General features: G+C 73.1%; 21 protein-coding genes. 10 read left to right on the top strand and 11 right to left on the bottom strand.

Going from position 1 to position 26,204, the window contains the following annotated elements; translation table 11 throughout:
• Nucleotides 1-605: 605 nt before the first annotated feature.
• Nucleotides 606-902, bottom strand: coding sequence for a chorismate mutase (locus ACF061_RS07700; RefSeq protein WP_392265900.1), 297 nt, complete (start codon nt 900-902; stop codon nt 606-608).
• A gap of 436 nt (nt 903-1,338) precedes the next feature.
• Between ACF061_RS07700 and guaA the strand changes: the two genes are divergently transcribed.
• Entirely contained in the window at nt 1,339-2,919 is a 1,581-nt protein-coding gene (guaA, locus tag ACF061_RS07695) for a glutamine-hydrolyzing GMP synthase (protein WP_392265899.1), read from the top strand.
• 19 nt (nt 2,920-2,938) lie between these two features.
• On the opposite strand, the gene ACF061_RS07690 is transcribed toward guaA, so the two are convergent.
• Nucleotides 2,939-3,499: a pyridoxamine 5'-phosphate oxidase family protein gene (locus ACF061_RS07690; protein ID WP_392265898.1), complete on the bottom strand. Its 561-nt coding sequence runs from the start codon at nt 3,497-3,499 to the stop codon at nt 2,939-2,941.
• A 152-nt stretch (nt 3,500-3,651) separates the two neighbouring features.
• Between ACF061_RS07690 and ACF061_RS07685 the strand changes: the two genes are divergently transcribed.
• The 3 genes from ACF061_RS07685 to ACF061_RS07675 all read left to right on the top strand — a co-directional run bounded on the left by ACF061_RS07685 (nt 3,652) and on the right by ACF061_RS07675 (nt 6,974).
• Entirely contained in the window at nt 3,652-4,446 is a 795-nt protein-coding gene (locus tag ACF061_RS07685; RefSeq protein WP_392265897.1) for a class II aldolase/adducin family protein, read from the top strand.
• A gap of 583 nt (nt 4,447-5,029) precedes the next feature.
• Entirely contained in the window at nt 5,030-6,307 is a 1,278-nt protein-coding gene (locus ACF061_RS07680) for a hypothetical protein (protein ID WP_392265896.1), read from the top strand.
• 136 nt (nt 6,308-6,443) lie between these two features.
• Nucleotides 6,444-6,974, top strand: coding sequence for a DoxX family protein (locus ACF061_RS07675; RefSeq protein ID WP_392265895.1), 531 nt, complete (start codon nt 6,444-6,446; stop codon nt 6,972-6,974).
• Between the two features lie 85 nt (nt 6,975-7,059).
• Here the strand turns inward: ACF061_RS07675 and ACF061_RS07670 are convergent, their stop codons facing one another.
• Nucleotides 7,060-7,302: a hypothetical protein gene (locus ACF061_RS07670; RefSeq protein WP_392265894.1), complete on the bottom strand. Its 243-nt coding sequence runs from the start codon at nt 7,300-7,302 to the stop codon at nt 7,060-7,062.
• Nucleotides 7,289-8,953 carry a PspC domain-containing protein gene (locus tag ACF061_RS07665; protein WP_392265893.1) on the bottom strand — a complete coding sequence of 555 codons (1,665 nt, stop codon included), beginning with the start codon at nt 8,951-8,953 and terminating at the stop codon, nt 7,289-7,291. Before ACF061_RS07665 ends, ACF061_RS07670 begins: the two co-directional genes overlap by 14 nt.
• A gap of 208 nt (nt 8,954-9,161) precedes the next feature.
• Here ACF061_RS07665 and ACF061_RS07660 point away from each other — a divergent pair, with 208 nt between their 5' ends.
• Complete coding sequence (locus ACF061_RS07660; RefSeq protein ID WP_392265892.1) at nt 9,162-10,451, top strand: PspC domain-containing protein; 1,290 nt, start codon at nt 9,162-9,164, stop codon at nt 10,449-10,451.
• Complete coding sequence (locus ACF061_RS07655; protein ID WP_392265891.1) at nt 10,451-11,185, top strand: LuxR C-terminal-related transcriptional regulator; 735 nt, start codon at nt 10,451-10,453, stop codon at nt 11,183-11,185. Before ACF061_RS07660 ends, ACF061_RS07655 begins: the two co-directional genes overlap by 1 nt.
• A gap of 114 nt (nt 11,186-11,299) precedes the next feature.
• Here the strand turns inward: ACF061_RS07655 and ACF061_RS07650 are convergent, their stop codons facing one another.
• The gene (locus ACF061_RS07650; RefSeq protein ID WP_392266182.1) at nt 11,300-12,364 is read right to left on the bottom strand and encodes an NlpC/P60 family protein; all 1,065 of its coding nucleotides are present in this window, start codon (nt 12,362-12,364) and stop codon (nt 11,300-11,302) included.
• A gap of 430 nt (nt 12,365-12,794) precedes the next feature.
• Here ACF061_RS07650 and ACF061_RS07645 point away from each other — a divergent pair, with 430 nt between their 5' ends.
• Nucleotides 12,795-13,148: a hypothetical protein gene (locus tag ACF061_RS07645; protein WP_392265890.1), complete on the top strand. Its 354-nt coding sequence runs from the start codon at nt 12,795-12,797 to the stop codon at nt 13,146-13,148.
• 37 nt (nt 13,149-13,185) lie between these two features.
• On the opposite strand, the gene ACF061_RS07640 is transcribed toward ACF061_RS07645, so the two are convergent.
• Together ACF061_RS07640 and ACF061_RS07635 are read right to left on the bottom strand one after the other, a co-directional pair.
• Nucleotides 13,186-14,154 carry a tellurite resistance/C4-dicarboxylate transporter family protein gene (locus ACF061_RS07640; protein WP_392265889.1) on the bottom strand — a complete coding sequence of 323 codons (969 nt, stop codon included), beginning with the start codon at nt 14,152-14,154 and terminating at the stop codon, nt 13,186-13,188.
• Nucleotides 14,155-14,429: 275 nt separating this feature from the next.
• On the bottom strand, nt 14,430-14,861 hold the full coding sequence (locus tag ACF061_RS07635; protein ID WP_392265888.1) for a C40 family peptidase: 432 nt from the start codon (nt 14,859-14,861) through the stop codon (nt 14,430-14,432).
• Between the two features lie 272 nt (nt 14,862-15,133).
• On the opposite strand from ACF061_RS07635, the gene pcrA reads away from it, so the two are divergent.
• On the top strand, nt 15,134-17,629 hold the full coding sequence (gene pcrA, locus ACF061_RS07630; protein WP_392265887.1) for a DNA helicase PcrA: 2,496 nt from the start codon (nt 15,134-15,136) through the stop codon (nt 17,627-17,629).
• Between the two features lie 78 nt (nt 17,630-17,707).
• On the opposite strand, the gene ACF061_RS07625 is transcribed toward pcrA, so the two are convergent.
• Nucleotides 17,708-19,153 carry a M23 family metallopeptidase gene (locus tag ACF061_RS07625; protein WP_392265886.1) on the bottom strand — a complete coding sequence of 482 codons (1,446 nt, stop codon included), beginning with the start codon at nt 19,151-19,153 and terminating at the stop codon, nt 17,708-17,710.
• Between the two features lie 213 nt (nt 19,154-19,366).
• On the bottom strand, nt 19,367-20,233 hold the full coding sequence (locus tag ACF061_RS07620; RefSeq protein ID WP_392265885.1) for an esterase/lipase family protein: 867 nt from the start codon (nt 20,231-20,233) through the stop codon (nt 19,367-19,369).
• Nucleotides 20,234-20,790: 557 nt separating this feature from the next.
• Between ACF061_RS07620 and ACF061_RS07615 the strand changes: the two genes are divergently transcribed.
• Entirely contained in the window at nt 20,791-21,207 is a 417-nt protein-coding gene (locus tag ACF061_RS07615) for a cobalamin B12-binding domain-containing protein (RefSeq protein ID WP_392265884.1), read from the top strand.
• A gap of 413 nt (nt 21,208-21,620) precedes the next feature.
• Here ACF061_RS07615 and ACF061_RS07610 read toward each other — a convergent pair whose 3' ends face one another.
• Nucleotides 21,621-23,249: a DUF5691 domain-containing protein gene (locus ACF061_RS07610; RefSeq protein ID WP_392265883.1), complete on the bottom strand. Its 1,629-nt coding sequence runs from the start codon at nt 23,247-23,249 to the stop codon at nt 21,621-21,623.
• Nucleotides 23,250-23,506: 257 nt separating this feature from the next.
• Nucleotides 23,507-24,856 (bottom strand): SWIM zinc finger family protein, encoded by a 1,350-nt coding sequence (locus tag ACF061_RS07605; protein WP_392265882.1) that lies wholly within the window; start codon nt 24,854-24,856, stop codon nt 23,507-23,509.
• Nucleotides 24,857-24,989: 133 nt separating this feature from the next.
• Between ACF061_RS07605 and ACF061_RS07600 the strand changes: the two genes are divergently transcribed.
• Nucleotides 24,990-26,186: an AAA family ATPase gene (locus ACF061_RS07600; protein ID WP_392265881.1), complete on the top strand. Its 1,197-nt coding sequence runs from the start codon at nt 24,990-24,992 to the stop codon at nt 26,184-26,186.
• Nucleotides 26,187-26,204: the final 18 nt, after the last annotated feature.

The raw sequence follows: 26,204 nt of genomic DNA, 5'->3' as shown, positions 1-26,204 counted from the left end.
GGGGTCGACGGTGGCGGAGAGCAGATCCAGCCGTGGCGAGGAGTCTCGTGCGGCTTCGGCGGCGTCGCCGGCGAGGCACTTCCAGCCGTTCGGCGCCGACGGCGACGCCGGTGCCCTCGTCGGTCCGGGGTGCGGCGGTTCGGGGGTGCGCGCGGCACGGCGGTGCGGTGCGTCTCGGTGGTCCGAGGGCTACGGCGATCCGAGGGTCAAGGTGATCCGCAGGTCAAGGTGATCCGCGGGTCAAGGTGATCTGTGGATCAAGGTGATCCGAGAAGCGCGGCGGTCCGAGGGGCGCGGTCGGCCCCGGGCGTCCCCGGGGCCGACCGTGCCATGGGTGACCGGGCTGCTGTCCCCTGCCGTCCGGTCACTTCCCTGGAGCGAGGTCCCACGGCGCACGGCACGATCCGGGCGCCTCATCGCTCCAGAGAGCACACGCGGTTCTCTCACGCCCGCCCCTGGCCGGCGCGGACATCCGGAGCAACGAGTCGTGGCACGCACCGGTCACGCGCCGTACGGGTGAGATGCGGTTGGGGCGTGGGCGGGCGTGGGCGGGACGCGCGGGCGGCTCCGGGGCGGGCGGCGTGGGCGGCGGGTGCGGATCCGGTTCAGACCCTGCCCCGGCACAGCTCCAGCAGGGTCATCGCCAGGGTCGTGCCCGGCTTGCCGAGGGCGTCCCTGTAGTGGCCGAGGATCTCCATCTCGCGGGAGAGGTTCACGCGCCGGCCTCCCGAACCGATCCGGGCCTCCTGGATGACGGCCGAGACGGCCATCCGTTCCTGGATCAGTCCGATGATCCGGTCGTCCAGTGCGTCGATGCGCTCGCGGGCGCCGGTGATCAGGCGCGCGGCCTCGTCGGTGCGGGCGCCGGTCTGCTCTGCCGGGGTGGCTGCGGTGGCGGTCATTCGGGGGCTCCTCACGGGTGGGTGGGGTGCCCCGGACCGGCAAGGACCGGGAAAACGCCAGGCGTCCCGGGCCTTGTCGGCCCGGGACGCCTGGGAAGTCGCTCGTCAGTGACTCAAGCAACACGACCATGGCAGCCGGCGGGCCGGGTGCCATAGGTAAACAGGAAGGTCGTGGTCTGCGTGAGCATGGCTCCAGTATGCCGTGGTGGCGGCCGGTGGCCAAGGCGGCTCGTATGGTGAGACGCCGATTCCAGTGACTGGTCGTCGTCGGTGACGGGAGGCGGTCCGTGGCCCGTCCGTGCCTGGTCGTCGTCGGCGACGGAGGCGGTCCGTGGCCCGTCGTTCCCGGCCGTCGTCGGCGCTCGGGACGTCGTTCGCGCCCACCCCGTTAGAATCGGTGTACACAGCCCCCCGCCCAACCGCCGGAAGGCACCCCGTGTCATCAGCGACCCCCGCTGCCGCCGCCACCGACACCGTCCTGGTCGTCGACTTCGGCGCGCAGTACGCCCAGCTCATCGCCCGTCGCGTCCGCGAGGCCCGGGTCTACAGCGAGATCGTGCCGAGCACCATGCCGGTGGCGGAGATGCTCGCCAAGAACCCGGCGGCGATCATCCTCTCCGGCGGCCCCTCCTCGGTGTACGAAGAGGGCGCCCCCCGCCTCGACCGCGAGATCTTCGAGTCCGGCGTCCCCGTCTTCGGCATGTGCTACGGCTTCCAGCTGATGGCGCAGGTCCTCGGCGGAACCGTGGACAACACCGGTGCGCGTGAGTACGGCCGGACCGAGCTCGCCGTATCCAAGCCCTCCTCCACCCTCTTCGAGGGCACGCCGGAGGAGCAGGCCGTGTGGATGTCGCACGGCGACGCCTGCTCCGCCGCGCCCGAGGGCTTCACCGTCACGGCCTCCACGGACGTCGTCCCGGTCGCCGCCTTCGAGAACGACGACAAGAAGCTCTACGGCGTCCAGTACCACCCCGAGGTCATGCACTCCACGCACGGCCAGCAGGTGCTGGAGCACTTCCTGTACCGCGGCGCGGGCCTGAGGCCGAACTGGACCACCGGCAACGTCATCGACGAACAGATCGCCGCGATCCGCGAGCTCGTCGGCGACAAGCGGGCCATCTGCGGCCTGTCCGGCGGTGTGGACTCCGCGGTCGCCGCCGCCCTCGTCCAGAAGGCCATCGGCTCCCAGCTGACCTGCGTGTACGTCGACCACGGCCTGATGCGCAAGGGCGAGACCGAGCAGGTCGAGAAGGACTTCGTGGCCGCGACCGGCGTCCAGCTCAAGGTCGTGGACGCGGAGGAGCGCTTCCTCACCGCTCTGAAGGGGGTCTCCGACCCCGAGGAGAAGCGGAAGATCATCGGCCGCGAGTTCATCCGGGTCTTCGAGCAGGCCCAGGTGGAGATCATCGCGGACGAGGGCCCGGCGGTCGAGTTCCTCGTCCAGGGCACGCTCTACCCGGACGTCGTCGAGTCCGGCGGCGGCACCGGCACCGCCAACATCAAGTCGCACCACAACGTCGGCGGGTTGCCCGAGGACCTCGAGTTCAAGCTGATCGAGCCGCTGCGCAAGCTGTTCAAGGACGAGGTCCGTATGGTCGGCCAGGAACTGGGCCTTCCGGAGGAGATCGTCCAGCGCCAGCCGTTCCCGGGTCCCGGCCTCGGTATCCGGATCGTCGGCGAGGTCACCAAGGAGCGGCTGGACCTGCTGCGCGAGGCCGACGCCATCGCCCGCGAGGAGCTGACGGCGGCCGGCCTGGACCGCGACATCTGGCAGTGCCCCGTCGTGCTGCTCGCGGACGTCCGCAGCGTCGGCGTCCAGGGCGACGGCCGCACCTACGGCCACCCGATCGTGCTGCGCCCGGTGTCCTCCGAGGACGCGATGACCGCCGACTGGTCCCGGCTGCCCTACGACGTGCTCGCGAGGATCTCCACCCGGATCACCAACGAGGTGCGGGACGTCAACCGGGTCGTCCTCGACGTCACCTCCAAGCCGCCGGGCACCATCGAGTGGGAGTGAGCCCCTCGCCGGCGAGGGGTCAGGTCCGCCGGAGGGTGCGCACCGGCTCTCCGGGCCGCCAGACCTGAGCGACCAGATACGTGTCGTCCTCGACGAAGGTCCGTACGACCTCCGTCAGCTCGGTGCGGAAGAGGTGGAACGGCTGCGGCGGTTCCACCTCTTGCGCATACGCGCCCTTCGCCGCCGGGTCCGTCACCTCGAACGCACGGCCCCCGATCCGCACGTCGCCGCCGCCCAGCGTGGTGCCCGGCCCCGGATTGGCCTGCAACGCGAACCTCGCGTCCCGCCGCAGGTCGAGGGCCTTGAGCGAACCCGGCATCATGCCGAGCCAGAGCTCGCCGCGCAGGAAGCGGACCTCCAGCCCGGTGGTGCGCGGCGAGCCGTCCCTGCGCAGGGTCGCGAGGACATGGTGGGTGAACGCGCCGAACCGCTCTTCGACGGTCCGGGCCAGCTCGGGTTCGGCGGCGGCGAACGCCGCCCAGCCCGTCGCGGTGCGGCCGGTCGCCGTGCGGTCCCCGGCCGCGGCCGTCGCCGTCGGGGGACCCTTCTCCGTGTCGTTGGTCGTGCGGTTCGTCGTCATACGGCGAGTGTGGCGGCGAAACCCGACATCCTCTGTCGGGTATGGGGCACCCGGACTTCCGGGTGCGCGGCGTCTTCACGGACCCGCGCTGTCATCCTGGCCCGAGCGCCGGTAGCTTGCGGCCCGTACGCCGACCCCGCGCCGGAGGATCCATGCACGGCCCCACGCCGCCCCCGCCCCTGCCGACCGACAAGCTGCGGTTCGCCATGCCGCCGCGGCACGAAACGGTCGAGGAGGAACGCCGGCACCGGAAGGAGCGGCTCGCCGGCGCGCTGCGGATCTTCGGACGGTACGGTCTCGAGGACGGCGTCTCCGGGCACATCACCGCCCGCGACCCCGAGTTCAGCGACTGCTTCTGGGTCAACCCCTTCGGGATGCCGTTCAAGCACGTCACCGTGAGCGACCTGGTCCTCGCCAACCAGGACGGGCAGGTCATCGAGGGCGCCTATCACGTCAACCAGGCCGCGTTCACCGTGCACGCCCAGGTCCACGAGGCCCGCCCCGACGTGGTCGCCGTCGCCCATTGCCACTCCCTGCAAGGCAGGGCCCTGGCCGCCCTGGGCGACCTCCTGGATCCCATCACCCAGGAGAGCTGTGCCTTCTTCGAGGACCACGCCCTCTACGAGGCCTATACCGGCGTCGCCGTCGACACCGAGGAGGGCCGCCGGATCGCGGCCGTCCTGGGCTCCCGCAAGGCGCTGGTGCTGCGCAACCACGGGCTGCTGACGGTCGGCGACTCGGTGGACGCCGCCGCCTGGTGGTTCCTGTCGATGGAACGCTGCGCCCAGGTGCAGCTGACCGCCCGGGCGGCGGGCCGGCCGGTCATCATCGACCGCAGGGCGGCGGTGGCGACGCGCGAACAGCTCGGCGGGGACCTGGTGGCGTGGATCAACTACCAGCCACTGTGGCAGGACATCAGCCGCAGCGAACCGGACCTGCTCAGCTAGTGCCGCGACAGAAGACGTTCGCCCCGTCGCGACGCCCGGCACGCCTTCCCCGAGCCCTTGGAACGGGGGGCGACCCCGCTCGCCGCACCAGCCGAAAGCCCAAGTACGTCCAGGACGAGGATTTCCGGCCGGCACATCCCCGAGCTCTCCAAGCAGGGGCCATACCCGGAGGGCACGCGCCGGACGCCGCTCCCTGACTGACGAACGCTGCCCGCCGCGGCACCAGGCGGCCGACACCCACCCGGGCTCGCGAGCCGGTGCGGTCCCGGGGTCGTGAACCGGTCCCGTTCCGCGGACCGTCCGGAACCGGCGCCCGCTCCCGGGCCCGGAACCGACGCTCGTTTCCCGGCCCGGAACCGGCGCCGATCCGGGCCGCGCCGGCTTCTGGGGTGCGGTCCCGACCCGCTGGACGTCCCCGAGCACGAGGGAGCGTACGCCGCCGGGTCAACACGATGGCCGGAGCTTCACCCGCACTGACCGGAGCGAGCACCCGGGGGCGGGGGCGGTAGGGCACAATTCGCAGTCGGCGAAGGCGTGTTGGCCGCAGGGACTCTGCGGGCTCCGGGGAAGGCGGGCATCGGGCGTGGCGGTGCAGGAAGCGGGAGACGGCGCGGGCGCGGCTGCCCACTCGGGCGGCTGCACGTGCGGGGACTGCCCGCACGGCGCGCGTACGGGGCACCGGCGGGCCGTGGCCGCGTTCCTCCTCAAGCGGGACGAGTACGCCGCCGGACAGGGCCTGCCGGCGGCCGTGGCCCACTCGGCGTCGGCCTCCCGGCAGTGGGTCTCGGAGGAACTGACGCAGTCGGCGGAACTCGTCGCCGTACGCGGCCGGGCCGAGGGCGAGGCATGGCTGGCGAGGCTGTGGCGCTGGACGACGTACACGGCCTGGGCGTCGGTCGTGCTGTTGCTCCTGGCCCAGGCGCTGACGGCGATCGGCGCGGGCTGGAGCTCCGCGCGGACGGCGGGTCTGCTGGCGGCGGTGCTGGTGGCCGGCGCCCTGACGGCCGCGTCGTGGTTCCACCGGACGCGCGGCGGGGCGCTGGCCCCGGTCATCGGCGAGGACAACCGGCTCTCCACCTCGCGCGCCGTCGCCGCGGCGTGGGTGCTGTTCGTGGTGTACGCGGTGCTGGTGCTGGTGGGCCGGCTGGCGGCGGCCTCGGACCACACCGAGCGCGACGCGCTGATCTCCGGCCTGGACCTGGCCCGCGGCGCCGGTGTGGTCACCGTGCTCGCCGTGGTGTGCGGGATCGCGGTGCTGGTGCGGCGGGTGGTCGGGCTCCGGGTGCTGGGGCAGCGGCTGCAAAAGGTGCGCGCGGACCGGCCGAGGGCGGCCGACCTGCTGACGGACGACGCGGGGCGGGGCACGTTCCCCGACATCCAGTACGTCGTGATCAGCGCCGTGTCCCTGGCGTTCGCGGCGGTGCGGCTGGCCCGGCGGCCGGATCAGCTGCCCGACCTGCCGTGGGGGCTCGCGGTACTGGTGCTGGTGTCGGCCCTGACCTACCTGGCGGGCAAGTACGCCGAGGGCGGCCGGCCGGTGATCCTCTCGGTGGTCCGGGTCCGGGAGGCGGGTGACCTGGACGCGCCGATCCGCACCGGCGACGACATCGAGATCCGCGGAGCGGGGTTCGTCCCGCCCGGCGCCCAGGGCGCCGACCGGCTGGCGCGGATGGTGGTCCGCATCGGCGCGGTCAACGTCCATGTGCCCCTGGTCCCGGTCACCGGAGGGTTCAGCAACCCCACGGACGCGGCGCTGACCGTCCCCGTCCCGGCGGACGTGGAACCGGGCCGGGTCGAGGTGCAGCTGGTGACCGCGGCGGGCGTGGAGACCAACCGGTACTCGATCGACGTGACGGAGTGAGGGGGGACCACCTACCTCGCATCGGAATCATGCGTTAGTCGGAAAAACTGCCCGGTGCGGTTGAGTGCGTTCTTTCCTGCATACGTATGGTCTGTCGAGGAGTGCACGATATGGCGGTGAGAGGCGGATGGCAGTGATGGCTCACGGCGTTCGGGTGGACCCACAGACCTCATACAGCGAGGGACGCGGTGACTGGCGGGACACCGCTGCCCGCTACGCCCTCCTTCCCCTCCGTGTCTTCCTGGGCGGCACCTTCATCTATGCCGGCCTGGACAAACTCACCGACAGTGCCTTCCTCCAGGCAGCCGGCACCGGGTCGATCGGCGACACGATGCGCGCGGCGCGCGACTCCGCCGCCGTCCCTGCCCTGGTCGACCTGGCGCTGAAGGCCCCGGTCGGCTTCGGCTGTGCCATCGCCCTCGGCGAGCTGGCCGTCGGCATCGGCACCCTGCTCGGCCTGTTCGGCCGTCTGGCCGCACTCGGCGGCGCGCTGATCTCCCTCAGCCTGTGGCTCACGGTCAGCTGGGCCTCCACCCCCTACTACTACGGCAACGACCTCGCCTATCTCATGGCCTGGATCCCCCTCGTCCTCGCGGGCGCCCCGATGCTCTCCATGGACGAGGCCCTGCGGTCGCGCCGACGGCAAGGTGCCCGCGTCTTCCGGTAGAAGATCTCGCGGAAGCACCCGGCGGGCTGCCCGTGCGGTTGCCCACCGGGGCCGCCCGAGGCCCGTCCGCGGGAGCCCGCGGGGCTCAGTCCGCCGCGTCCGGCGCGGTGTCGCCCCTTCCCGTACGCCGGTCGGCCCGTAGCCGGCGTACGGCGCGGTTCAGCAGCGCGGCCACCGCCGCCAGGCACAGGCCGCCCACGACCAGCGGGGCCGCCACGAACCACGGCGTCCGCCAGAGGCCACCGGCGTCACCGGCGTAGACGACGCCCGCCGCGGTGAGGAAGAGACCGGCCACCAGCTTCCCGGGCTGGAACTCATGACGCAGCACGACTCACCTCCGCCTGTCCCATGCCGACCCGCAGGTCGATGTCGAGTGTTCCGGCGTTCCCGGCGCCCGACGCCGGGACCAGCGTCACTTGCTGGTGCCTGCCGGGAGCCACGTCCACGTCCTGAGAGCCGTCGCCCGGCAACCGGATGTCGCCGAGACCCACGTCGATGGTCGCCCGCACGGTCACGTCCCGGGGAACGATCACCCGCAGCCGGCCCAACCCGACCTGCGCCCGTGCCGTCACCGTCCGGTCCTGGCCGGGGCGTATTCGGGTCAGGTCGAGCGTGCCCTCACCGGTGCCCAGGTCGTACTTCCTCGGGACGTCCGTCGTCGCGGTGGGCCGCCATGTGGTGTGTGCCCAGTGGGTGCTGATGTCCTTCGGAAGCGCTGCCGACGTGGCGAGCAGGGCCGCGGTGATGATCGCCAGCAGTACGGAGCCCGCGCCCGTCCGCCCCAGGAACGCGCTGACCGCTATGCCCAGGCCGAAGACGGCGAGCGCACAGGCCAGGCCGGTCTGCAGACTGGTGCCCAGCGCATGATCGTTCCAGGTCCGGCCGGTGCCCAGGGCACCGGCGACCAGCGCGAGCAGGAACACCCAGCCACCGATCCAGCGCGGCCCGCGCGGGCCGCGCGGCGGCTCGGCGCGCGGCGCCCGCACGTCCTCCCTCACGCGGTCGCCCAGGCTGATGTTGACGGCCGCCGCGATGTCCCGGTCGTGGGAGTCCCGTGGGCCCCACAGATAACCGGTGCCGCCGACGTGGGTGCCGTCCTTGACGATCGGGTCGCGCCACCAGGAGGGGTAGGCGGTGGGGACCGGGGGCGCCTGGGCCTCCGGCGGGGCGTCGGCGGCCGCCTGGGCGGCGAGGGGGCTTCCCCTGCTCGGGCGCGGCCGAGAGCTGGGGGAAGGATCGGGGGCGGGGACCCCGCGGTGCTGCGACCAGTACCCGGCTCCCGCCAGAAGCAGGGAGAGGACGACGGCGAAGGTCAGCACGCTGCCGTTGTTCAGCATCGACAGGAACACCCCGCAGCCGACCAGCGCGAACAGCACGCCGGCCAGCGCCTGGCCGTCCACCCTGCCGGTCAGGAGCTTGCGGACCTCGTTCTCGTCCTCGTCGTCGTACGCCACGAAGAGCCAGGCGAAGCCGTAGAAGATGAGGCCGATTCCGCCGGTCGCGGCGAGCACGGCCAGTGTGACCCGGAAGATCACCGGATCCATGTCGCACTGGCGTCCCAGCCCCGAGCAGACCCCGGCGATCAACCTGTGCCGCCGGTCCCGCCGGAACCTCGACGGTTCCCCGGCGGCCCCCGGGCCGCCCGCCGCCGCGTTGCCGTGGGGCCCCGGGCCCGCCGGTCCGGAAGATCCGGCCGGCCCGGGCTCCCCGGACCGGCCCGGACGTGGCTCCTCGGCCGTGTCCGCCGGGCCGGCCGCCCCCGTTGTCCCCGTCACACTCGCCTCTCCGCCGTGGTGCGGACGGTCGCCGGCACCGGGCCGTCCGCTCGTTTCCCGCGCCTGCGCGCCCGTGTGCCCGTGCGCCCCCGGGTCCTCACCGGCACCCTGGCCGGGCGCGGTGTCCCGCGGCCCGGCACCTGCGGCCGCGCGGGAGCCGGAGCCGGGTTCCGGGCTCGTCGCGGCGTGCTGGTGATTCGTCATGCGTCCATGGTGACGGGCGCGCCGTCGCGGCGGCAGTCGGGACGACCCTGGCCGAACCCTGATTCGCCCCTGAGCCGTGCCCGGGATGTGTTCGACGGGCCGCCGGAGGTCCGTCGGCGCCGCGTCCCAACGGCTCGCTCGAAGATCAGGGGAGTCTCGGGGACGGACCCTGATGCTCCCGCTCCGGCGGCATGTGACCATCGATGGCATGCCGGAAGCCGCAGCACTGCCCCTCGACGACCCGCGGCCGCCGCGCAAGCTCTACCGCAGCAGCGACGGACGCTGGCTCGGTGGGGTGGCGCGGGGCCTCGCCGGGCATCTCGGGCTGCCCGTGGTCTGGGTGCGGCTCGTCTTCGCGGGCCTGTTCATGGCCGACGGCCTCGGCGCGCTGCTGTACGCGGCCTTCTGGTTCTTCGTGCCCCTCGGTGTCGGCGGTGTCGCGGGTCAGAAGCCGCCCTCCCTCGTCACCACCGAGACCTCGCCGGACGGCCGGCGCAGAATGGTCGCCCGCAAACCGGACAAGGGCCAGATCCTCGCCCTGCTCCTCATGGTCGTCGTGGCGACGGTCTTCGTCGGCAACGTGAACCTGGGCGACGGCGCGAAGGCGTACCTCCTGCCGGCCGTCCTCGTCGCCGCGGGCGTCGCCCTGGTCTGGCGCCAGGCGGACAACGCCCGCCGGGCCCGCTGGGTCGAGGTCGGCCGCCGCCGCCGCACGCTCACGCTGCTGCGCGCCGGGGCGGGCGTGCTGCTGGTCACGGCAGGCGTCTCCGCCATCTTCGTCCTCCAGGGGTCCGCAGCTCATCTCGGCTCGGTCCTCCAGGCGGCCCTCGCCGTCCTCGTCGGCATAACGCTGCTCGCCGGGCCGTACCTCGTGCGCATGACCCAGGACCTCTCCGAGGAGCGTCTGATGCGCATCCGCGCGCAGGAGCGTGCCGAGGTCGCGGCCCACGTCCACGACTCGGTGCTGCACACCCTGACCCTGATCCAGCGCAACGCGGAGAACGCGGGGGAGGTGCGCCGCCTGGCCCGTGCCCAGGAGCGCGACCTGCGCGCCTGGCTCTACAAGCCGGAGGGCAACGGCAAGGACGAGGCCGACGAGCCGGCCACGCTGGCCGAGGCGGTCAAGCGCAACGCCGCCGAGGTGGAGGACAAGCACGGCGTTCCGATAGAGGTGGTCGTGGTCGGCGACTGCCCGCTCGACGAGCGGATCGGCGCCCAGATGCAAGCCGCGAGGGAAGCCATGGTGAACGCCGCCAAGTACGGTGGCCAGGGCGGCGCCGTGCAGGTCTACGCCGAGGTCGAGGGGAGGAAGGTCTTCGTGTCCGTCCGGGACCGCGGACCCGGCTTCGACTTCGAGGCGATACCCGCCGACCGCATGGGCGTCAGAGAATCGATCATCGGCCGCATGGAGCGCAACGGGGGAACGGCCCGGCTGCGCGCGGTGCCGGACGGCGGCACGGAGGTCGAGCTGGAGATGGAGAGGGCGGAGAACACGTGATGAGCGACCCGACCGAGGCGAACGGTACGGCGGGAGCGGAGGCGGCGGGGACGGCCGGCGGGGGGACGGACGGACGGCACGTGCGCGTGGTCCTCGTCGACGACCACCGCATGTTCCGTACGGGCGTCCAGGCCGAGATCGGCCGGACCGAGCAGACCGGGGTGGAGGTCGTCGGCGAGGCCGCGGACGTGGACCAGGCGGTCACGGTCATCACCGCGGTCCGACCCGAGGTGGTCCTGCTCGACGTGCACCTTCCCGGCGGCGGCGGGGTCGAGGTGCTGCGGCGCTGCGCGGCGTTGACGGCCGACACCGAGCGACCGGTCCGCTTCCTGGCGCTCTCCGTCTCGGACGCGGCGGAGGACGTGATCGGCGTCATCCGCGGCGGCGCGCGCGGATACGTGACGAAGACGATCACCGGGGCCGATCTCATCGACTCCATCTTCCGTGTCCAGGAGGGCGACGCCGTCTTCTCGCCCCGCCTGGCCGGCTTCGTCCTCGACGCCTTCGCCTCCACCGACGCGCCACCGGTCGACGAGGACCTCGACCGTCTCACCCAGCGCGAACGCGAGGTCCTCAGGCTCATCGCCCGCGGTTACGCCTACAAGGAGATCGCCAAGCAGCTCTTCATCTCGGTGAAGACGGTGGAGTCCCATGTCTCGGCGGTCCTGCGCAAGCTCCAGCTCTCCAACCGCCACGAGCTGACCCGCTGGGCCACGGCGCGCCGACTGGTGTGAGCGGGCCGTTCATCCTGGCCCCGGCGACCGGCGACCGGCGACCGGCGACCGGCGACCGGCGACCGGCGCTGCCGGACCGTCACCCGTCCCTCGCCTTGAGGTCGGCCCGTGAGCTCACGCCACCCGGGTCGCCCCCACGAACGGCATCTGGTCGATCGGGGCCACCCGGACCGGGGCCGAGGGGTTCGGGGCGTGGATCATGTGGCCGCCACCCACATAGATGCCGACATGACTGACCCCTGAGTAGAAGAACACCAGGTCACCGGGGAGCAGTTCGTCCCGGGCGACGCGGCGGCCGGCGTTGATCTGGGCGTAGGTGGTGCGGGGCAGCGAGATTCCGGCGGCACGGTAGGCGGCCTGGGCCAGGCCCGAGCAGTCGAAGGCGTCGGGACCGGTCGCGCCCCACACGTAGGGGCTGCCGAGCTTCTGGTAGGCGTACGCGACGGCCGCCGCCGCCCGGGAGCCGGGGGCCCTGACCGCTGCCGGGCCGCCGAGCGTGTTCCGCGTGGCGGCGGTGGAGCGCGAGGCACGCCCGGTGTCCGCGTCCTGGCCGGTCGTCGCGGCCCGCTGGTGAGGGGACAGCCCGGACAGCAGCCGACGGGCCTCGTCCAGTCTGCTGGTGATCGTCTTCTTGTGCCGCCGCAGTCGCGCCTGCTCCGACCGGAGGGAGGCCAGTTCGACGCGGGCCGCACCGCGCAACCGCTCGATGTTCCTCAGTTGCCTGCGTACGTCGGCCACGGCGGCCGTCTGCCGGAACCCCGCCCGCTCCGCGAACTCGGCGTCGCGCAGATAGCGGCGCGGATCGTCGGAGAGCATCAACCGTACGGCCGGATCGATCCCGCCCTCCCGGTACTGCGCTGCGGCGATCGAACCGAGCGCGTCCCGCGCGGAGTTGAGCCTGGCCTGGCTGCGGGCCGCCTCGTCGCCCAGCGTCCGCAGCCGCCGCCCGGACGCGTCAGCCTTCTCCCTCGCGCCGTCGTACCGCTCGGTGGCGACCTCCGCCTCCCGGTACAGCTGGTCCACCCTGGCCCTGACCTGCTCCGGTTCGGGCCGCGGCGCGGCCCGGCCGACGCCGTCGAAGCCCGTCAGCGTCGCCGCGCCCGCGAGGGCGATGGTGACGGCCGTACGCGCCGTGCTGCCGCTGAGCGAGCACTGTCGGGGCTTGCGGTGCGCTGCCACGAGGACTGTCACGTTCCCTTCGTCCGGCCGCGGGGCCGCGGTGCGGGGTGCGCGTCCGGCGGCGGCCCACACGGGGGAGCGCGCCACCGCCGGACCATTCGGCGGTGGTGTCCGGCTGCCGCCCCTGGTCCGGGCGGCGATGGGGAGCCGGTCACCGGGTGAGGACGCTAGGGCTCTCCGTGTCGAGCGGGTGACTCCATGTGCGGAACTGACGGGAGGGGACCGGCCGGTGACCGTATGAGACCGCCGGACGCTCCCCAGGGCGGCGTCTTCACGCTGAGTGGTGACCGTTCCGGGACTTCGGGAGCGGACGGGAACGAGGGGGTGCTATGGGACGTGGGCGCGCCGCCGTGTCGGCCGGGCCGCGCCGGACGCTCGGGGACGGGCCGGTGTCCGAAGGGGTACGGGCCGGTGGTTAGGCTCCGGCCTCATGGACGTACTCATCCATCTCTTCGTCGGCCTGCACATCATCGGCATCGCCGCGCTGCTCGGCGGTTTCCTCACCCAGATGAAGGCGATGGGCCAGGGCAGGGCCCGGTTCGTGCCGGGAATGCTGCACGGCGCGCTGACCATGCTGGTCACCGGCGTCGTCCTGGTCGGCCTCAACCAGGCCGAGGACTTCCACGTCAACAACGTCAAGATCGGCGTGAAGCTCGCGCTGCTGATCGTGATCCTGGGCCTCGTCTACGTCAAGCGCGACGACGAGAAGGTGGACAAGGGCATGTTCGGCCTGGTGGGCCTGCTGACCATGGCGAACATCTTCATCGCGGTCCTGTGGACGTGAGCACGGCGTCGGACGCACGCGGGCGCGAGCGCGTAGGTCAGCGCACGGAGCGGAGCTCGGTGCGCGCCTCCGCGACCGCGCCCGCGGCGACCGCCAGCCACGCCGCCGCGGCGGTCCACAGCAGTGCCTCGCCGGGCACGTGCAGTGCCGGGGCGCGCAGGGAGGCGGCGATGGACAGCGCCGCCACCGCCGTCATGCCCATGGGGAAGACGGTCGACCAGCGCCGCACGTCGTAGCGGAGCCTGGGCCGTACCAGCTCGGCGACCAGCAGTACGGCGTACCAGCACAGATCGAGGACGAACAGTCCGAGGGTCACGGTGTGCAGGACGTCGCTGTCGTCCTTGTTCCACAGGTACGACCCCGCGCCCGCCGCGGCGATCAGCTTCGCGCCGGCGACCGCAGAGATCGCCAGCGCGCCCGCCGCCACCCACTGGTCCCCGTGCCCCTCGAACACCTGCCGTAGATCGAAGCGGCTCAGCGCGAGGACGTAGAGCGCGAGGCCGAGCCAGAAGAAGACCACCGCCGTGTGCGCCAGCCAGGCCGTGTCCTGGGCCCTGGCCACGGATGCGCCGAGCACGGCCAGTCCCTCCGTGGCCACGCAGCAGAGGAAGACCGCCCCGGGCATCGGGCGCTTGGCGTTGCGCAGCACCAGCACGAGCAGCCACGGCCACAGCACGAACGCCAGCGCGAGCAGCGCGTCGGCGAGGACCTGCCGGCCCAGCACGGAGAAGCGGGTCCCCAGGACGGCGGTCGCGGCGACGCCGGTGAGCGCCGCCGGTGTCCCCGCCTCGGCCAGCCACCGTGACCGCTCGCGCACCAGCCGCACGACGAAGTCCGTGGCCAGCGCCAGCCAGGCGGCGCAGGCCACCGCGAGCACGGCGTAGGACGGCAGGTCGTAGCCCGTCAGGTGCAGCCCGATCGACACGATGCCGCTCGCCATCACGGCGGCCCCGGCCGCCGGCGGACGCTGCGCCAGCCAGGCGCGCAGGGGTGAGGTGTCCGGCACGACCACGATGCTAGTGAAGAGCCGCGCGCGCCGCGCGAGCGGGAACGCGGGCGGGCGCACCGAAAGCGCGACCTGTGCGGGGCCGGCAGATGGCGCGCCGACCCCGCCCAGGTCGTCCTTCGATCACCGGGAGCGGGTCGTGCGCCGGTCCCTAGCGGGTTCGTGCGCCGCTCTCGAGCGGGGGGGGCGCACCGGCCTCCGGGCAGGTTGTCCGCGGCTCCCTCCGAGCAGGGCCGGGGGGTGACCGGCCCCGCTCGGAGCGGTCGCCGTTCCGCTCAGGCCGGGCGGACCACGTGGACCACCCGCTCGCCGACGCGGAACACGGGCTCCTCGCGGACGCAGGCACCGGGTCGTGGAGAGTGGACCACCATGCCGGCGCCCGCGTAGACGCCGACGTGACTGACGTCGGCGTGGAAGAAGACGAGGTCGCCGTGGAGGGCCTCGGAGAGCGGGACCAGGGCGCCGGCGCCTGACTGGTCGCGGGTGGCGCGCGGGAGGGCGACGCCGGCGGCCTTCCAGGCGGCCCGGGTGAGGCCGGAGCAGTCGTACGAGCCGGGGCCGACGCGCCCGAGACATACCGCTTGCCGATCTGGGCGCGGGCGAAGGCGAGCGCCCGGTGGGCCTCGGCAGACGCGGAGCCCCCGCGCCGGACGGCCTCGTCCCCGCCGGTTCGCAGGGGCCCGGGAGCCCCGGCGACCACGGCGCACCCGGTGGTCACGGTGGTCACTGCCGTCAGGGGGTCCGCGGGATCTCGGCGGAGACCGGCTGCCGGCGCCGTTCGCCGGTGGGGGTCGTGCGGCGGAACCGAACGGTGACCAACCCGTGAGGCTTGCGTGAAGACCGATGCGTGATCCGCCGATGCGTTCCCGTGACCTACCCGCCGTACCCGCCGCCCCGCCGGTGTGACGATGTCGTTCCGGTGCGTGATCGGCGGATCCGCCCCCGGGTTGTCGGTGCGGAGCCCTAGACTCGTAGAGCGATGAGCAGCCTCTTTGACGACAGCTTCCTGGCGGACCTCCAGGCCCCGCGGGGCCACGAGGAAGAACTCCCGCCGCCGCCCGAGGACGATCACGCTCCGGAGCCCGTTCCGGACGATCTGTTCGGCGGGAAGTTCGACCTGCCGCCGGACCCGGACTCCTACGGCCGGGACGCCTACTACCGCGACGGCGCCCCCCGGCCCGTCATCGACCCGGCCGCGCTCCTGGAGGGGCTGAACGACAACCAGCGCGCCGCCGTCGTCCACGCGGGCTCGCCGCTGCTCATCGTGGCCGGCGCCGGTTCCGGCAAGACCAGGGTGCTCACGCACCGCATCGCCCACCTGCTTGCCGAGCGGGGCGTCCACCCCGGCCAGGTCCTTGCGATCACCTTCACCAACAAGGCCGCCGGGGAGATGAAGGAGCGCGTGGAGCAGCTCGTCGGCCCACGCGCGAACGCGATGTGGGTGATGACCTTCCACAGCGCGTGCGTGCGCATCCTGCGCCGCGAGAGCAAGAAGCTGGGCTTCACGTCGTCGTTCTCGATCTACGACGCGGCCGACTCCAAGCGGCTGATGGCCCTGGTCTGCCGTGACCTGGAGCTCGACCCCAAGCGCTATCCGCCGAAGTCCTTCAGCGCCAAGATCAGCAACCTCAAGAACGAGCTGATCGACGAGGAGGACTTCGCCGCCCAGGCCACCGACGGTTTCGAGAAGACCCTCGCCCAGGCCTACGCCCTGTACCAGTCGCGGCTGCGCGAGGCCAACGCCCTCGACTTCGACGACCTGATCATGACGACGGTCAACCTGCTGCGCGCCTTCCCCGACGTCGCGGAGCACTACCGCCGCCGCTTCCGCCACGTCCTCGTCGACGAGTACCAGGACACCAACCACGCGCAGTACGCCCTCGTGCGGGAGCTCGTCGGCACCGCCGAGCAGCCAGGGGACGTGCCGCCGGGCGAGGCCGGTCTCCCGCCCGCCGAGCTCTGCGTGGTCGGTGACGCCGACCAGTCGATCTACGCCTTCCGCGGGGCGACCATCCGCAACATCCTCCAGTTCGAGGAGGACTACCCGGACGCGACGACGATCCTGCTGGAACAGAACTACCGCTCCACGCAGACGATCCTGTCCGCCGCCAACGCGGTCATCGAGCGCAACGAGTCCCGCCGCCCGAAGAACCTGTGGACCAACGCGGGCGCCGGAGCCCGCATCACCGGGTACGTCGCCGACACCGAGCACGACGAGGCCCAGTTCGTCGCCGAGGAGATAGACCGCCTCACGGACGCGGGCGAGGCCAAGGCCGGTGACGTCGCGGTCTTCTACCGCACCAACGCCCAGTCCCGTGTCTTCGAGGAGATCTTCATCCGCGTCGGCCTGCCCTACAAGGTGGTCGGCGGCGTCCGCTTCTACGAGCGCAAGGAAGTCCGGGACGTCCTGGCCTATCTGCGGGTGCTGGCCAACCCGGAGGACTCCGTCCCGCTGCGCCGCATCCTCAACGTGCCCAAGCGGGGCATCGGCGAGCGCGCGGAGGCGATGATCGACGCCCTCGCCCAGCGCGAGAAGATCAGCTTCCCGCAGGCGCTGCGCCGCGTCGACGAGGCGTACGGCATGGCGGCGCGGTCGACGAACGCGGTCAAGCGGTTCAACACGCTCATGGAGGAGCTCCGTACGATCGTGGAGTCGGGCGCCGGCCCGGCCACGGTCTTGGAAGCCATCCTCGAACGCACCGGCTACCTTGCCGAGTTGCAGTCCTCCACCGACCCGCAGGACGAGACCCGCATCGAGAACCTCCAGGAACTCGCCGCCGTCGCCCTGGAGTTCGAGCAGGAGCGCGGGGAGGGGGAGCCGGTCGCGCTGTCCGACTTCCTGGAGCAGGTGGCCCTGGTCGCCGACTCCGACCAGATCCCCGACGAGGAGGACGGCGACGGCGTCATCACGCTGATGACCCTGCACACCGCCAAGGGCCTGGAGTTCCCGGTGGTCTTCCTCACCGGCATGGAGGACGGCGTCTTCCCGCACATGCGCGCCCTCGGCCAGACCAAGGAGCTGGAGGAGGAGCGCCGGCTGGCCTACGTCGGCATCACGCGCGCGCGGGAGCGGCTGTACCTGACCCGCTCGGCGATGCGCAGCGCGTGGGGCCAGCCTTCGTACAACCCGCCCTCCCGCTTCCTGGAGGAGATCCCGCAGACGCACGTCGACTGGAAGCGCACGGGCGGTTCGGCGCCCGCGCCCTCCGGCCCCGCGTCCGGGGTGGCGGCCTCGCTGTCGTCGTCGCGGTCCCGCTCGTCGGCCTCCGGCGCCTCGGGTTTCGCCACCCGACGGACCGCGGACAAGCCGGTGGTGTCCCTGGCCGTCGGCGACCGGGTCACGCACGACCAGTTCGGCCTCGGCACGGTGGTCGCGGTCAAGGGCACGGGCGGCAACGCCGAGGCGACGATCGACTTCGGCGACGCCAAGCCGAAGCGGCTGCTGCTGCGGTACGCGCCGGTGGAGAAGCTGTAGTCCCCGCGACGTGGTGCTCCCCCGCCGCGCGGGCGGGGGAGGGCCGGGGCCCGCGTCGAGCCGGCCTGGCCGCCGGTCCTACGTGGGGTCGAGGCCGTGGCTGCGCAGCCAGGGCAGCGGGTCTATCGGCCCCCCGCCGGCGGGCCTGACCTCGAAGTGCAGGTGCGGTCCGGTGGAGTTGCCCGACTTGCCGGAGTAGGCGATGGGATCCCCGGCTTTCACCGTCGTGCCGGAGGGAACCCGGTAACTGGAGAGGTGGCAGTACCACGTCTCCGTGCCGTCCTTCGCCGTCAGGATCAGCATGTTGCCGTAGGCGCTGTTCCACTGGGTGCGGACCGTGCCGTCGGTCGCGGCCATCACGGTGGTCCCGTACCAGACCGGGAAGTCGATGCCGGTGTGCACGGACATCCAGTTCACACCGGCCTGGCCGAAGTAGGCGCTCAGCCCCCGCTCCGCGACCGGCAGCGCGAACTTGGGGCGCAGCCGTTCCTTGCGGGCCGCCTCCTTCGCCGCCTTCTTCTGTTCGGCCACCTGCTGCGCCTTGAGGTCGATGCGCTCCTGCGTGCGGCTGGCGCGGCCGGCGAAGTCGTTCGCCCCGGCGGACAGGCTCTGCAACTGGGTGTCCAGCTTGTTGTTGGCGGTGGCCGGCTGGACGGGGTGCGCGTCGGACGCGGACGCCGAGGTGTCCTCGCCGTCGTGGGTGAAGCTGTCGACGGAGGCGGCGGCGATCCCGGCGACCCCCAAGACGCAGACCGAGGGGACGGCCACGGTCAGCAGCGCCGAGCGCTTGGCCGGCGGCCGGCGGCGGGACCGGCCGGCGCCGCGGGAGGCCGCGCGCGGGGCCGGGACCGGCGTGATCTCCTCCTGCTCCTCGAGCAGGTGGACGGCGGGCAGTTCGCCGGTGTCGGTCGGCTCCGTCGGGGCGGTCTCGCCGGTCTCGTCGTGCGGCTGCCGGGACGAGGGCACCTGCTCGGCAGTGTCGGCCTCGCCGTCGGTGTTCCACTGGGTGGCGTCGTACGCGCCGGTGTCGAAGGTCTGCGTGCCCCAGTCCCACTGCTGGGTGTGATCACCCGTGGCGTCGGGCTGGTCGGCCCAGGCGGTCGCGCCCCACTGGCCGCTCGCCTCGACGGGCGCCGACTGCTGCGGGACGAAAGGCAGTTGCTGCTGGTATCCGGTGGACCAGGCGGTCGTGTCGTACGCGCCGGTGTCGTAGGCGGCGTGGTGCTGGGCCGCGTACGAGTCGTAGTTCAGGGTCTGGTGGCTGCCCGTGGCCCACTGGGTGGTGTCGTACGTGCCGGTGGCCTGGGCGCCGCCGTCCGCGGCGCCGCCGGAGAGGGGAACGGCCGCGTATCCCGCCGTGTCGTACGTGCCGGTGTGAAAACCGGTGGCGTGGTACTCGCCGTACGTGGTGAAGTCGCCGTAGCCGGCTTCCTGACCGCCGTCGTACGACGCGTAGGGCGCCGAGGCGTCATCGGAGGCCGGAGCCGGGGTGGTAGCGGTCCCCGACGGGTGACGGTCGTTCACCGACTTCTCTTTCGCCTCGACGACAGGGCTGCCAGAGCAGTGCGGCGACTGTACCCGGCAGTACGCGGGCGCGACAATCTTCCGTTGGTTTCCCGGGGGAGGGAAACGGGCAATCGGCTGTGTTTCGGCGGACTGCGGACACAGCCTTGGAGTTGTGTTCGAGGTGAGGTTCGACCCTGATGGGTCAATCCCGCCGCGTCGACGGGCCCGGGGTCATGCCACGGTCAGGCCGCCGGTGAACTTCGCGGTCGGGTCCCCGGGCCGCACGGTGTCCAGGGCCTGCCGGATGCCGCTGGCGACGGCCGGGTGCACGGGCATCGCGAGATGGCCGATGCCGCTCACCCTGACGTTCTCCGCCTTGAGGTCGGGGTGCTCGATGCAGGCCGACTCCAAGGGGTCCATCAAATGGTCCAGGTCGCTCCAGAAACCGACGAAGTACGTGCGGCAGCCCGGCGCGGGACGGGACAGCTCTTCCATCAGTGCCGAGTCCGGGCGCATCTGGCGCACGATCGGGTGGGCGTTGGCCAGCGGCGCGACCCTGGTGCCGGCGTGCGGGGTGCCGAGGGTGACGAGGGTGCGGACCCGCAGGTCGCCGCCGAGCCGCTGCACGTAGTACCGGGCGATCAGGCCACCCAGGCTGTGCCCGACGACGTCGACCCGCTCGCTGCCGGTGCGCTCGCAGATCTCCTCGATGTGCCGGCCGAGCAGTTCGGCGGCGGTGCGGATGTCACAGGTCAGCGGCGAGTAGTTGAGGGACTCCACGCGCGACCGGCCGTGCTGGGCGAGACTGCGGCGCAGCAGCACGAACACGGACCGGTTGTCGATGAACCCGTGCAGCAGCACCACCGGGGGCTTGGCCTCGACCGGCAACTGGGCGGCTGCGCCGGGCGCGGGGAGCGGGCAGGCGGGCCCCCGGCGCTCCTGGATGATCCCGGAGGGATAGAGGAGGACGTGTCCCGCGAGGATGGCCAGTTCCAGGGCGGTCGCCTTCAGGAGGCCCAGCGAGAGTCCCGTGATCCGGCCCGGAATCAGGCGCTGACAGAGCGGGAGGATGGGGTCTGCGACGCTGGTGACCTTCATGGCCGACCTCCTGTCGGCACACGGGAGGGCGGCTCTGCCCCCCGTGTGCGCTCGTGGGCAGCCGCGGCGAAGGCGGTCGACGGGGCGTGGACGGCCCGCACGGGGCGGCTCGTCCGGCGAATGGCGGACGTGCCGCCGAGAAGGTGACGAGGCTCCCCGCCGGTGGGACGAGGAGACTCCCCGCTGCTGTGCCGTGTCTGCCCTGTGTGTCCCTCGCGCCCTCGCCGGTGCGCCGCACCACGGCGGTGCGTGGATCGCGGCGCGCTGGTGCGACGACCTTGTTGCGGCTCCCGTGACGCTTGTTCCCGCAGAGGCCCCCGCGCCGCCGGGGTGTCCGGCCCACGGACGGTGACGGCGGGGAAGGGTATGCGGTGCGGGAGTTCTCCCGGCCACGAAAGCCTGGAGGAGTGTCCCACCGTGTGATTTCCCCCTCCCTCCGCACCGCGAAACTGCCGGGTGCGGGATGCTGGAGATAACGTTCGTTCACTTCCCCGGACGGTGTGGTGCGGGGCTTCCGTCCCACGGAGGACGGGTGTAGTCGCTTCATGGAGGCAGTGATGGGTGTGGCAGCCGGTCCGATCCGCGTGGTGGTGGCCAAGCCGGGGCTCGACGGCCACGATCGTGGAGCCAAGGTGATCGCGCGGGCGCTGCGCGACGCCGGCATGGAGGTCATCTACACCGGGCTCCACCAGACCCCCGAGCAGATCGTCGACACGGCGATCCAGGAGGACGCCGACGCGATCGGCCTGTCCATTCTCTCCGGCGCGCACAACACGCTGTTCGCCGCCGTGATCGACCTGCTCGGGGAGCGCGACGCCGAGGACATCGTCGTCTTCGGGGGCGGCATCATCCCCGAGGCGGACATCGCGCCGCTGAAGGAGAAGGGCGTCGCGGAGATCTTCACCCCGGGCGCGACCACCCAGTCGATCGTGGACTGGGTCCGGGCGAACGTCCGGGAGCCCGCCGGGGCCTAGTGCCGCGACAGGCGGCGTCCGCCCCGTCTCGACGCCCGGCACGCCCTGCCCGGGCTCCTCGAGCAGGGGGCACCCCCGCTCACCGGACCGGCCGAAAGGCACGTACGTCCCGTACAGGGGCTTCCGGCCGGCACTTCCCCGAGTTCTGCGAGCAGAGGGCGCCCCCAAAGAGAACGCACCGGACGATGCTCCTGTACGGGCGAACGTCGCCTGCCGCGTCACCGGGCTCCGTGGTATCGGGCTCCGCGGCGCCTTGGCGGCGCCGGCCGCCCACCGGCGTCGGCCGGGTACGGAGTGGCCCGGCCTTCGGGCCTCCCCGTCCGCTGGGGCTCGCGGAGGTCCGGGGACGAGGCCGAGGCCGTCCGAGCCGGCGACCGGGGGCCGGGGACGCTCACCCTGGCCCGGGGGGAGGCTCAGCCGCCCGGCACACCGAGTTCCTCGGCCATCGCGGCGCGCAGCCGCAGTGTCGTCACCAGTCGCTGGAACGCCTCCGCCCAGTACCCGCCGGCCCCGGGCGACGCGTCCCGCGTCTCGTCCGGCACCGTCAGCAGCCCGTCGAGCCGGCTCGCCTCCGCGGGGTCCAGACACCGCTCGGCCAGTCCCATCACTCCACTGAAACTCCATGGGTAACTCCCTGCGTCCCGCGCGATGTCGAGCGCGTCGACCACCGCCCGTCCGAGCGGCGCGGACCACGGCACCGCACACACTCCGAGCAGCTGAAAGGCCTCGGACAGACCGTGTGCCGCGATGAATCCGGCCACCCAGTCGGCCCGCTCGGCGGCGCCCAGCGTCCCGAGCAGCCGGGCACGCTCCGCCAGCGACACCGCGCCCGGCCCGCCGGCCTCGGGTGCGGCGGGTGCCCCGAGGAGCGCCCGCGCCCACTGTCCGTCCCGCTGCCGCACCGCCGCCCGGCACCAGGCGGCGTGCAGTTCCCCCTGCCAGCCGTCCGCGACCGGCAGCGCCACGATCTCCTGCGGCGTGCGCCCGCCGAGCCGCGCTGACCAGGCGCCGAGCGGGGTCGCCTCCAGCAGCTGCCCCAGCCACCACGAGCGCTCGCCCCGGCCCGTCGGAGCCTTGGCGACGACACCGTCACGTTCCATGGCCGCGTCGCACTCGTGGGGAGCCTCGACGACGATCGTCGGGGTGTCGAGGGTGCGGTCGACGGCCACGCATGCCCCGGCCCGGTCCGCCATCCGCGCGGCCAGCGCCGAGCCGGGCAGCGCCGACAGCAGCTCCGCCGCGGTCGCCCGGACGTTGCGGCTGCGGTCGGCGAGTGCCTGTTCGAGGAACGGCTCGTCGTGCGGGCTCAGACCGGAGCGCAACGAGTCGAGGAACATCAGCCGGTCCTCGGCCCGCTCGGTCGCCCAGGTGGAGGCGAGCAGTTCCCGCGCCGCCGCCGGCTCGCGTTCCCGTATCGACGCCAGGAGCGCCACCCGCTCCGCGAACAGGCCCTCCTCCCACAGTCGCCGTATCCGGTCGGCCTCCCCGGGGCCGGGCAGCGCGGCACTGCCGCCCGGGGCCGCCCGCAGCGCGAACCGCCAGTCCGGGTTGAGTCGCGCCAGCCACAGCGCGCGGGGCCCCGCGAAGGCCAGCGCGGCCGGGCGCAGGTCCGTACGGCCGCGGGCGGCGTCCAGCAGCGCGGGCAGCGCCTCCGCGGGCGCCGCGTAGCCGCGGGCGTTGGCCGTGGCGAGCCACTGGGGCAGCAGTTCCATGAGGTCGGGCGCCGTGCCCCTGCGACCGCCGCCCGCCACCCCGGGCCGGTCCGACAGCAGCATGGTGAGCCGGCGGGCCGCCGCGCCGGGAAGTGCCGGGCGCGGGTCGGCGGGCGCCGGTTCCGGGCAGGCCGCCGGAGTCGCGGGGCGCAGTCCGGCCCGCCGCCGCACGGTCTCCACGGCCGCCGCGTCCAGCAGCGCCACCGGGGCCTCCCGGCCCACGGCGCCGACCGGGGGCGTACGGCGGTCCGTGCCGAGCAGGGCGGTGGTGACCAACTCCTCCCAGGCGCCCGACGCGGGCGCCTCCACCGGGGCGGAGGTCCTGATCATGAGCTTCCTTTCCCTTGCCGGGTGCCTGCGGGTGCTCGGAGGGCCACCCGCGCCGGGTTTCCCGTCGAGCGGAACAAATGCGTGAAACAGCTGAGAAAGGGTGGACGGACGAGGGCTGCGGTCGCGGCCGATGTGCGCCTTTCGGGTGAGGGTTCCCGCTGTGCCGGGGCCGCCCCGCGATTCGTCCTGACGTCACTCCAATGCCTTACACGGGAGCCGCGTCACCAGCACGGATGTTGCGCAGTGTGCATCCCGTATCAGCACAGTGTCACCATCTCGCCGTCATCCCGGGGCCAGGCCGTCAGGGGCGTGAAACCGCGGTGGCCGCACTCGCCGAACACCGTCACGGGCGCGCCGCCGGACAGCGCGACGAGCCGCCACAGCCCCGGTCGGGCACGGGCCGCCGCGCTGAGCGGCAGCGCGGAGTCCGGCCCGGCCCCGGCCAGCTGCCAGGAGTCACCGTCCGGAACCGGTATCACCTCCCGCAACGTCACCGGAACGGACTCCAGCCACGGGTCGTCCCGAAGGGCCTCGCCGTAGCGCGCGGCGGCCTGCGCCGGCGTCACCCCGGCCGGGCGCGTCCGGGCGGGCGCGGGAGGCGCGAACCGCTCGCCCAGGGCCACGCGCGACTGTCCGGCGCCCGGATACGCGGCCACCTCCGCGTCCAGGGCCAGTCCCACCGGCAGTGCGAGGTCGGGGGCGCGGCCGGCGGCGCCGTAGGAGAGCAGCAGGACCGTACGGCCGGTGTCGGCGCCGTGCAGCCAGATCCGGCGCGTGGTCAGCTTCGCGTCCGCCGTGTCGTACTGGGCGAGGACGAGCCAGCGGTCGCGCACCGGCGGTCCGTCGGCGGCGCCGGGCAGGCCGATCCGGGCGCGAACCGTCGCGGCCAGCTGTTCCGGCAACCGCTCGCGGCGCAGCCAGGCCTGGTCCAGGAGGTGCAGCAGCGCGCACTCCTCCAGCAGCCGCACCGGCCAGCCCGGCCCGGACGACGCGATCGAGCCCAGTTCGCGGACTCGGGCCGCGAGACCCGGGGCCTGGGCGTCGACCATGCGGGCCGCCGTCTCCTCCCACAGCCCGTACCCCGCCTGTTCGGCCGCGGCCAGGCCGCCGCGCAGCAGGTCTGCCAGGCGCTGCTCCAGTTCCGTCGCCCCCGCCGTGATCCGCTCGGCCCGGCGCTCGGCCCGGCGCCGCGCCGCCTGCGGGTCAGCGGCGCCGGACGCGGCACCCGCGGCGCCGGCCGGCGCCGCCGTCCGCTTCCTCCGCCCGGCCAGCCATTCCTCGGCCCAGTGCGGCGCCTGCCCGGCCGGCACCGCGCCCTCGTCGGCCGCCCACAGCAACAGCAGCCCGAGCGCGTGCTTGCACGGGAACTTGCGGCTGGGGCAACTGCACTTGTACGCCGGTCCCGCTCCGTTCACGAGGTCGACGACCGTCTGATACGGCTTCTTGCCACTGCCCTTGCACAGCCCCCACACCGTCCCCTCGTCCGAACTCCCCGTCCCCGACCACGGACCGGCCGTGCCGAGTTTGCTTCCCGCTTTGCGCGACGCGTCGTCAGGCGCCAGTGCCAGCACCTGGTCCGCGGTCCAGCGCACCCCCTGCTGTGTCATGCCGTCGAAGGTAGATCCCACCACTGACAATCGGCCTGGAGAACGCGTTCGCGCAGGTCAGAACGGATTGTCAGTGCCGTGGTGCACGGTGGGTGCCAGATCCGAACCGGCCGAGCTGGAGGGGGCCTCAGCCATGTCTGTGTCCGTCGAACCGACATCCGTCGAACCGAGCCGGAACCACTCCGCGCCCGCGAACACGCACGGTCCGCAAGGCGCGGAGGGCGCCGGGAACGCGGTGGGCGCACAAGCCGCCGAGGCGCTGCGGCCGCACGCCGAGAACGCCTTCGCCGCCGAACTCGCCGCGCTGGCCGCGCAGGACGACCGACCGCGCCCGGCTCGCTGGAAGCTGTCGCCATGGGCCGTGGCGACCTACCTCCTCGGCGGCACCCTCGGGGACGGCACGGTGATCACGCCGAAGTACGTCGGCCCGCGCCGCATCGTCGAGGTCGCCGTCACGACCCTGGCCACCGACCGCGCCCTGCTCCTGCTCGGCGTGCCCGGCACGGCGAAGACCTGGGTGTCCGAACATCTGGCCGCGGCGGTCAGCGGCGACTCGACGCTGCTGGTGCAGGGCACGGCGGGCACCCCGGAGGAGGCCATCCGCTACGGCTGGAACTACGCGCGGCTGCTGGCGCACGGCCCGAGCCGCGACGCCCTCGTGCCCAGCCCGGTCATGCGGGCCATGGCGCAGGGGATGACCGCCCGGGTCGAGGAGCTGACCCGTATCCCGGCCGATGTGCAGGACACGCTCATCACGATCCTGTCGGAGAAGACCCTGCCGATACCGGAACTGGGCGAGGAGGTGCAGGCGGTCCGCGGCTTCAACCTGATCGCCACCGCCAACGACCGCGACCGGGGGGTGAACGACCTGTCCAGCGCCCTGCGCCGGCGTTTTAACACGGTGGTGCTGCCGCTGCCGGAGACCCCGGAGGCCGAGGTCGACATCGTCACCCGCCGCGTCGACCAGATCGGCCGCTCCCTGGACCTGCCGGCCGTACCGGACGGCATCGACGAGATCCGCCGGGTCGTGACCGTCTTCCGGGAGCTGCGCGACGGCCTCACCACCGACGGCCGGACCAAGCTGAAGTCGCCCAGCGGCACGCTGTCGACGGCCGAGGCGATCTCCGTGGTCACGAGCGGCCTCGCGCTGGCCGCCCACTTCGGCGACGGGGTGCTGCGGGCCGGCGACGTCGCCGCGGGCATCCTCGGCGCGGTCGTCCGCGATCCGGCGGCCGACCGCGTCGTCTGGCAGGAGTACCTGGAGACGGTGGTCCGCGAACGCGACGGCTGGAAGGACTTCTACCGCGCCTGCCGGGAGGTGAGCGCGTGAACGGTCGCACCCCGGTCA

The organism is Streptomyces sp. NPDC015220, from assembly GCF_043079345.1.
Lineage (GTDB): Bacteria > Actinomycetota > Actinomycetes > Streptomycetales > Streptomycetaceae > Streptomyces.
The sequence above is the reverse complement of the archived record's forward strand: the minus strand, read 5'-3'. Positions and strand labels throughout refer to the sequence as shown.